This is a genomic window from Sphingobium sp. LSP13-1-1.1 (assembly GCF_040676415.1).
Classification (GTDB): domain Bacteria; phylum Pseudomonadota; class Alphaproteobacteria; order Sphingomonadales; family Sphingomonadaceae; genus Sphingobium.
Genome location: NZ_JBEGHU010000034.1, coordinates 381458 through 388653, shown reverse-complemented (window position 1 = coordinate 388653; position 7196 = coordinate 381458). Strand labels below are relative to the sequence as shown.

At 65.8% G+C, this 7196-nt stretch carries 10 protein-coding genes; 6 read left to right on the top strand and 4 right to left on the bottom strand.

Annotated features, from left to right (window positions below; all coding sequences use genetic code 11):
* Positions 1–26 precede the first annotated feature (26 nt).
* Positions 27–212: a YbdD/YjiX family protein gene (locus MRBLSP13_RS17220; protein ID WP_363755728.1), complete on the top strand. Its 186-nt coding sequence runs from the start codon at positions 27–29 to the stop codon at positions 210–212.
* A 71-nt stretch (positions 213–283) separates the two neighbouring features.
* On the opposite strand, the gene MRBLSP13_RS17215 is transcribed toward MRBLSP13_RS17220, so the two are convergent.
* Positions 284–1201: an XdhC family protein gene (locus MRBLSP13_RS17215; RefSeq protein WP_363755709.1), complete on the bottom strand. Its 918-nt coding sequence runs from the start codon at positions 1199–1201 to the stop codon at positions 284–286.
* 23 nt (positions 1202–1224) lie between these two features.
* On the bottom strand, positions 1225–1896 hold the full coding sequence (locus MRBLSP13_RS17210; RefSeq protein ID WP_363738936.1) for a S24 family peptidase: 672 nt from the start codon (positions 1894–1896) through the stop codon (positions 1225–1227).
* A 114-nt stretch (positions 1897–2010) separates the two neighbouring features.
* Between MRBLSP13_RS17210 and MRBLSP13_RS17205 the strand changes: the two genes are divergently transcribed.
* Both MRBLSP13_RS17205 and MRBLSP13_RS17200 read left to right on the top strand, forming a co-directional pair.
* Positions 2011–2196, top strand: coding sequence for a hypothetical protein (locus tag MRBLSP13_RS17205; RefSeq protein WP_133653459.1), 186 nt, complete (start codon positions 2011–2013; stop codon positions 2194–2196).
* 5 nt (positions 2197–2201) lie between these two features.
* Entirely contained in the window at positions 2202–2564 is a 363-nt protein-coding gene (locus MRBLSP13_RS17200; protein ID WP_414714725.1) for a hypothetical protein, read from the top strand.
* A 112-nt stretch (positions 2565–2676) separates the two neighbouring features.
* Here the strand turns inward: MRBLSP13_RS17200 and MRBLSP13_RS17195 are convergent, their stop codons facing one another.
* Both MRBLSP13_RS17195 and MRBLSP13_RS17190 read right to left on the bottom strand, forming a co-directional pair.
* A complete protein-coding gene (locus tag MRBLSP13_RS17195) occupies positions 2677–3537 on the bottom strand; it encodes a hypothetical protein (protein WP_363755707.1) in 861 nt (286 codons plus the stop codon).
* 4 nt (positions 3538–3541) lie between these two features.
* Entirely contained in the window at positions 3542–4786 is a 1245-nt protein-coding gene (locus tag MRBLSP13_RS17190; RefSeq protein WP_363755705.1) for a TIGR04063 family PEP-CTERM/XrtA system glycosyltransferase, read from the bottom strand.
* A gap of 206 nt (positions 4787–4992) precedes the next feature.
* Between MRBLSP13_RS17190 and MRBLSP13_RS17185 the strand changes: the two genes are divergently transcribed.
* Genes MRBLSP13_RS17185 through MRBLSP13_RS17175 form a run of 3 tightly spaced genes read left to right on the top strand, consistent with a single transcriptional unit; the run spans position 4993 to position 7161 of the window.
* Positions 4993–5118, top strand: coding sequence for a hypothetical protein (locus MRBLSP13_RS17185; RefSeq protein ID WP_363738930.1), 126 nt, complete (start codon positions 4993–4995; stop codon positions 5116–5118).
* Entirely contained in the window at positions 5111–6472 is a 1362-nt protein-coding gene (locus tag MRBLSP13_RS17180) for a putative O-glycosylation ligase, exosortase A system-associated (protein WP_363738928.1), read from the top strand. Before MRBLSP13_RS17185 ends, MRBLSP13_RS17180 begins: the two co-directional genes overlap by 8 nt.
* Entirely contained in the window at positions 6469–7161 is a 693-nt protein-coding gene (locus tag MRBLSP13_RS17175) for a hypothetical protein (RefSeq protein WP_363738926.1), read from the top strand. The genes MRBLSP13_RS17180 and MRBLSP13_RS17175 overlap by 4 nt, the downstream gene beginning before the upstream one ends.
* Positions 7162–7196 lie beyond the last annotated feature (35 nt).

Here is a 7196-nt window from a genome sequence, read left to right as displayed (position 1 = left end):
ATCCCGGCGCAACTGGTGCCGGCGGAATGAGCCTCTTCCTCCACCGGCTGCGTCAGATGGCGCGCATGATGGTCGGGGTGCCCGATTATGACGCCTATTTGCGGCATATGGCCAGCCATCATCCCGATCGGGCGCCGATGGACCGCACCGCCTTTTTCCGGGAGCGGCAGGAGGCGCGCTATGGCGGCAAAAACGGGGGGAAGTGCTGCTAGGACGGATCGCTGGCCCAGAAATCGTGGAAAACGAGGGATCCAGAGCGGCGATCCGATTGGGCAGGATCGGATCAGCGCCTGGCGTTGAAGCCGGCGACCATGCCGGCGGCGATGGAAAGGGCGATTTCGGCCGCGCCTATCGCGCCAATGTCGAGGCCGGCGGGACCGTCTATCCGCGCCAGCTCTTCTGCAGCGAAACCCAGTGCGGCCAGCCGCTCCAACCGCGCGGCATGGCTTTTGCGCGATCCGAGGGCAGCGATATAGCCGGTGGGCGCCCGCAGGGCGGCGACCAGAGCCGGGTCGTCGATCTTTATGTCGTGGCTGAGCGTCACGATTGCGGTGGATTCACCGGGAAAGCGGGCCGCGACCGCTTCGTCCGGCCAGCGGTCGTCCAGTTCGACTCCGGGGAAGCGCTCCGACGTCAGGAAGCGGCCCCGCGGATCGATGATCACCGGCGTGACGCCGATCGCCTGCGCCAGCGCGCTGAGCGACTGGGCGATCTGAACCGCGCCCACGATGAATATGCGGCGCGGGGGATCGTAGCGGTTGTGGAACTGCCCCTCCACCACTCCTTCGCGGGTCAGGCCGGTCGCCAGATCGGTCGACAAGGTGAGCGCCCTGCCCTGCCCGCTCTCCGCCGCGATCCGATCCAGCAATGCGGGGTCGAAGCCGTCCGGGCCAAGCGGCTGGACCAGCACGCTGATTTCCCCGCCACAGGGCAGCCCAACCGCCCAGGCGTCGCCATCCGCCACGCCATAGCTCTCCAGATGCGCCGGTCGGCCCGCAATCACCTCCGCGGCGCGCTGGAGCACGTCGGCCTCGACGCATCCGCCGGAGATGCTGCCTTCGAACCGGCCATCCTCATGCACGATCATATGGCTGCCGCGCGGCCGGGGTGCGGAGCCCCAGGTCGATACAACCGTCGCCAGCGCCAGCCGGGCGCCGCGCCATTCCATGGCCTTGCGGATGACCGCGCCATTGTCGTTCAAAAGCCTGCCTCCTAACCAGTCGCCTAAACCAATCGTCTGCCGGTCCATACCACCCGACCGACGATCATCACCAGCGCCGGATCGATGTCGATCCAGTCGGGATAATGGGGGTTGTCGCTGAGCACGGAGAAAAAGCCCCGGCGCGGCCCCAGGGCCACCCGCTTCACCATCAGCACCCCGTCAAGCCGCAGCACATAGACGCCATCGCGCAATCGCCCTGCATCATCGTCATGATTGACCATGATCTCATCGCCGTCGCTGAGCGTCGGCGCCATGGATTCGCCGTCGACGCGGATGATGGATATTTTTTGCGGCCGGACACCCAGATGGCGGAGCCAGTTGGCGTCGAAGGCCATCAGGCCGGCCGCCCGCTCATCCTCGTCCAGCGATCCCGGCCCGGCCGAAGCACCCAGCGACAGACGCGGCACGCTGACCACCGAAGGCAGGGAGCGAAGCTTGGCCGGCGGTGTTCCAAGCGGGGCCGATCCGCCCAGCATCTCATCCGCCACGCCGAAATAGCGGGCCAACAGGCGCCTGTCCTCCTCATCCAGCTTTCGCGGCGTGCCCCGTTTAATGAACTGCTGAATATAGGCGGGATTGCGGTTCAGCAGGCGCGAGATGTCGGAATAGCTCTCCCCCCGCTCGGCAATCAGCCGTTCCAGCACGATTCGCGGATCTTCCTGATGCCCTGTCATGCTTTCCTTCTATATCTAGGATTTTTCCTAGACAAGTAGGAAATAGGGTAAGAGATAGGAATAAACCTGCGGATCGCATCGGGCGAGTCGCTAAAGCAAAGGAGTAACAGGGGAATGCTGCTTCGTGCCGTCGAGAAGTTCCTGCGGGAGAACGGCGTCCCGGCCACCAGGTTCGGCCGTGAGAGCGTTCGCGATCCGCGGCTGGTCTTCGACCTGCGCAAGGGTCGCGAGCCGGGGGACAGAATGAGGAGACGTGTAGAACATTTCATGAACAACTATCGCAGGAGCGCCGGACAATGACAAGCATGGACATCCGGAAAAGCGCCATCGATCGCGTGCGGGACGGCATGCAGGCCATGAGCGCGCGCGATCCCCTGCCCCGTCTGATGACGCAACTGATCGAGCGGGCGGGAGGAACAGTCCTGGTGGAGCGCGCCGCCAGCCGTCCATGGGCCAGCGCGCTGTTCCAGGGGCGGCGCCACATCATCGCGCTGACCCTGGCCGGACCTGACGCGGCAGAGCGGAGTGCGGCCTTTGCCGAGGGAATCGAGGAGGCGGAGTGGATGCTGTCCGGCCACTTCGTCGCGGACATCCGCATCGACAGCCGTCATCCGGCGCCGGATGGCGAGCGGATGGAATTGTCGGCGCTCACCATAGAAGATTGGTGAGCGTCATCAGGGCGATGGCCAGGCGATCGCAACCGATCGCTGGTCAGCAAATCGAGGAAAACAAGGGATCTGGAGCGAGGGGTTGCCCTTCAGCGCATCCTCGCCTGCCGATTTACCGGGCGCGGCCAGTCATGGTGCGCAAAGTCCCCAGAGCGGCGCGCAGGGCTTCGTCCACGCCCTGTTCGACCTCGTCGCGCACCGGAACGGCAGTTTCCACCGGCATGTCGGCCAGGACGGAGACGGGCCGGCCCATGCGCTTGCGCTGGGCAAGGCCCTGCTCCAGCCGCTGGGTCAGTTCCGCCAGCGAAAGATGCGCGATGGGAGCGGGTCTCGCCCGCGCGGGCTGCGCCATCTCCGCAGGATCGGCATCGACGGCTTCCCGGCCGGTTTCGGCGCTGCTTTCCGGCGAAAATGCCTGTTGAAGGCGCGCGAAGGCCGTTTCCTCCGTCATCTTCTCCGGCGCGCCGGAAATGGCGAGACCGCCGGACGGGGCGGCCTGCGCCTCCTCCTCGGCTGGCGGCGCGGTGCGGGTAAAGATGTCGAGGCCGCCAAAGTCGCGGCTGGCGAAGATCGGCGCACGTGCCGGCGCGTCGGGATGCGAGTCGCTCCGGCGCAGCGCCGGACCCGTTTTGCTCCGGCCGCGGGACAGCCAGTTCAGCTTCGACAATGCAAAACCCATTTCACTCACTCCTGCGGCGGCGCTTTCGCGCCCTTGCTTGTCATGCGTCAGCAGAGCGACGCGCCTTTCCCTTTGCCCCGCCCAGGCCAGACCCAGGACCATGACGGCGCCAAATCCCGCGAACAGCAGCCGGGCCTTCGGCCCCAGTGGCGGCGCGGCGGCCGGTATGGCTTCGCTGAGGCCGCTCGATGCCACGACCGTCTCGACCAGCCCGACCGGCAAGGAGAAGAGGAGCAGCCCGGCGCCCAGAGCGGCCAGCAGCGCCTTTGCCCAATTGCTCTTGCGCCCGCTCATTTCTTCACGCCGCCGCCCGCACCCGCTCCGGGCGCGTCAGCAATTGCCGGTAGACAGGTTCGTAGCGAAGAATGTTTGACGACCAGTTACGCTCCCGCTCCACGAAGGCGCGCGCCACCGCACGCCGTTCGTCCCAGAAGCCGCGATCCGCGAACATCTCGGCCAGCGCGGCGGCAAGGGCTGGCGGATCGTCGGGCGCGAACAGCGTGCCGGTGACGCCATGTTCGATCAGTTCGCGATGGCCGCCGACGCTGGACGCGGCGACCAGCCGGCCCTGCGCCATGGCCTCCAGCGGCTTCAGCGGCGTCACCAGATCGGTAAGGCGCATCGATTTGCGCGGATAGGCGAGGATATCGACCTGCGCATAATAATCCTCGACCTGATCGTGCGGCACGCGTCCGACGAAGACGATATGGTCGGCAAAGGGAGAGGCCATGGCCTGGTCGCGCAGCGCCTGTTCACGCGGCCCGCCGCCGACCAGCAGCAGCTTCGCCTTCGGACGGGCGCGCACCAGTTTCGGCAGCGCGGCGATGAGATCGTCCAGCCCCTCATAATCGTAGAAGCTGCCGATGAAACCGACGACGTCGGCGCCATCCAGCCCCAGTTTCGCGGTCAGCGCGGGATCGCGGGGGACGGGCGTGCCGAACTGGTCCATGTCGACCCCATTGGGCGAGACGATGATCTTGGCGGCATCGATGCCCCGCGCCACCAGATCGCCGCGCAGCCCTTCGCAGATCACCGCGACCGCATCGGCGGTGCGGACGGCATGGGTTTCCAGTTGCCGGGTCAGCCAGTAGCGGGGGCTGCCCTCCGTCCCGGTGCCGTTGCCCACCGCCGCATCCTCCCAGAAGGCGCGGATTTCGTAGATCATGGGGATATTGTGCCGCTTCGCCACCTTCTGCGCGGCGATAGCGTTCAGCACCGGCGAATGGGCGTGGATGATGTCGGGCCGCCACTGGCGCACCAGCGCATCGATGGCGTCGGCATGGGCGGAAATATCGCGCCATTCGCGCAGCAGCGCATGGGCGCCGGTCGATTCGCCCGGCGTGCGATGGAAATGCAGGCCGTCAACCATCTCCTCCAGCGGACCCGGCGCGGCGTGGCGATGGCCGGTGATGCCGCGCACCTCCCACCCCTTTGCCTGTTGCGCCCGCAGGATCGCGCGGGTGCGGAAGGTATATCCACTGTGCATGGGCAGGCTGTGGTCCAGCACATGAAGAATCCGGGGATCTGGCAGAATCCGTGTCATGGCCCTGAGTCTTGCCGGAAAAGGTTTAACGGGCCGTCAACTCTGTTGGGTTAGGGGTGGGATGGTTCAGGCTTCAGTACGAGGTGCTCCTGCGAAGGCAGGAGTCCAGTTCTGCCGTCTGGACCGGGCTCTCGCGAGCCGCTCGTCTCACTCGAGTGCCTTCGCAGGAGCAGTTTGCAGATAATGGATGGCCCGCAACACACGCGATGATCGACGCCCTTTCCCTTCTCATCAGCCATGGCGTCATCCTGCTGGCGGCCTGGCGGCTGCTGTCGCGGCCTGACCTGGATCGCGACCCGTCCGACCCGCGAGCGGAGGGCGGCGATGCGTGACCTGTTCTTCGTCGCCTTCCTGGGCGCCTTCTTCCTGGCCGGATTCCGGCGGCCTTTCCTGCTGATCGCGGTCTATGCCTATATCGACATCGTCTCGCCCCAGCGGCTTTCCTATTTCCTGCTGAACAGCATTCCCATTTCCTTCATCGCCTTCGTGCTGGCGGTGGGAGCGTGGATATTGGTCGACGACAAGAAGGATTGCCGCCTGTCCGCGCGGCAGTTCATCCTGCTGCTGTTGCTCGCCTGGTGCGGCTATACCACGGCGACCGCGGACTTCCCGATCAACGCCGCGACCAAATGGGGCTGGGTGTGGAAGGCGATGCTGTTCGCCATCTTCCTGCCCGTCACCCTGCGCACTCGCCTGCGAATCGAGGCGCTGGCCCTGTTCATGGTACTCTGCGCCAGCACGATCATCATCAATGGCGGCATGAAGACGGCATTGTCGGGAGGCGGCTATGGCGTGCTGAACCTGATGGTCGACAATAATAGCGGCCTCTACGAAGGCAGCATCATCTCGACCGTGGCCATTTCGCTGATCCCGCTGATCCTCTGGCTGTCCCGGCATGGCACCGTCTTCCCACCCGACTGGCGGGTGAAGCTGTTCGCCTATGCGCTCTGCTTCGCATGCCTGCTGATGCCCCTGGGCACGGAGGCGCGCACCGGCATTGTCTGCATCGCCATCCTGGCGGGGCTGATGCTGATGCGGTCGAAGCGACGTTTCCTCTATGGCCCATTGATGGCTGTCGCGGCGCTGGCGGCCATCCCCTTCCTGCCCGCCAGCTTCACGCAGCGCATGTCGACGATCGAGAATCACAGCCAGGACGAAAGCGCCTCGACCCGCCTGGCCGTGTGGAAATGGACGCTGGACTATGTGCGTGAGCATCCGGGCGGCGGCGGCTTCGACAATTATCTGCAGAACAAATTCACCTATGTCATGCAGGAGCGGGTGATCGACGCTGCCGGTTCGCGCATGGAAAACCGCATCATCACCGATCATGGCCGCGCCTATCACAGCGCCTATTTCGAGATGTTGGGCGAGCAGGGCTATTTCGGCTTCTTCCTGTGGGCTCTGCTGCATCTGACCTGCTTCATCCGCACCGAGGCGATCCGGCGCCTGTACCGGACGCGGGAAGGCGATGAGGCATGGGTATCGCCCTTCGCGCTCGCGCTGCAGCAGGGGCATGTCATCTACATGGTGGGATCGCTGTTCGTGGGCATCGCCTACCAGCCCTTCATCTTCATGATGCTGTCGCTGCAGATCGGCCTCGACACCTATTTGACCCGGAAACGCAAGTTGGCCGCGCGCCAGCCGTTATTTCCCGCAACGGCAGTCGCGCAGGGGAGTCCCGCATGAAGGGCGAGTTGAAGATATTGGGAGTGGCGCATGGGCTGCTGCTGGGACTGGTGCTCGCCGCGCCGCTGATCATGCCGTCCCTGCTGCCCTGGAGCGCGGAGGCCCTGTTCATCGTCGCCGCCTTCCAGCTGCGGCTGGCGGACCGGCGGTGGGAAACTCGCGCGGGATTGCGGGGCTGGATCAGCCATATCCGCATGGCGCCCCTGCGGCTGATGCCCTGGGCCGGGATCGCGGCTGTCGCGCTCTTCGCCGGATTGGAGCAGGGCCGCCTTGCCATGGCCATTCTGGTCGCCATCGCCATGGGCGAATTGCTGATCTATCCGGTCGTCGCCAATCTGCTCGGCCGCCTGCCGCGTCGTGGCCTGGCCGGAGCGATCCTGCTGCTGCTGATCGGCTGCGGCCTGGCGGAGCCGGCCCAGGCTGCTCGCTTCGCCATGGCCTTTGCGCTGGGCATAGGCGGCTGCGTCTTCTGGTTGCGCGGTCCGGATGGGGAGCCGGGCGCGACATTGATGGCGCTGGGCGGAACGATCTTCACGACGGCGGCCGCGCTGCTGGTGCCAGTGGCGCAGGCCGTCGCGATCCCTGCCGCGATCCTCTGCCTGACGCTGACCCTCGCCCATCTGTCGGTGATGCGCCGGCATCCCCAGCACTGGCAACTGTCCGGCGGCATGCGGTTCAGGCGGCTTTAGCCGGCGGTATGGGGGGGTGGTCCGCGCTTTGTCCT

Bases quoted from the DNA above. Each gene is read 5' to 3' on its own strand.
- MRBLSP13_RS17220 (WP_363755728.1), top strand. From the start codon at position 27: ATGAGCCTCTTCCTCCACCGGCTGCGTCAGATGGCGCGCATGATGGTC.
- MRBLSP13_RS17210 (WP_363738936.1), bottom strand. From the start codon at position 1,896: ATGACAGGGCATCAGGAAGATCCGCGAATCGTGCTGGAACGGCTGATT.
- MRBLSP13_RS17205 (WP_133653459.1), top strand. From the start codon at position 2,011: ATGCTGCTTCGTGCCGTCGAGAAGTTCCTGCGGGAGAACGGCGTCCCG.
- MRBLSP13_RS17200 (WP_414714725.1), top strand. From the start codon at position 2,202: ATGGACATCCGGAAAAGCGCCATCGATCGCGTGCGGGACGGCATGCAG.
- MRBLSP13_RS17195 (WP_363755707.1), bottom strand. From the start codon at position 3,537: ATGAGCGGGCGCAAGAGCAATTGGGCAAAGGCGCTGCTGGCCGCTCTG.
- MRBLSP13_RS17190 (WP_363755705.1), bottom strand. From the start codon at position 4,786: ATGACACGGATTCTGCCAGATCCCCGGATTCTTCATGTGCTGGACCAC.
- MRBLSP13_RS17185 (WP_363738930.1), top strand. From the start codon at position 4,993: ATGATCGACGCCCTTTCCCTTCTCATCAGCCATGGCGTCATCCTGCTG.
- MRBLSP13_RS17180 (WP_363738928.1), top strand. From the start codon at position 5,111: ATGCGTGACCTGTTCTTCGTCGCCTTCCTGGGCGCCTTCTTCCTGGCC.
- MRBLSP13_RS17175 (WP_363738926.1), top strand. From the start codon at position 6,469: ATGAAGGGCGAGTTGAAGATATTGGGAGTGGCGCATGGGCTGCTGCTG.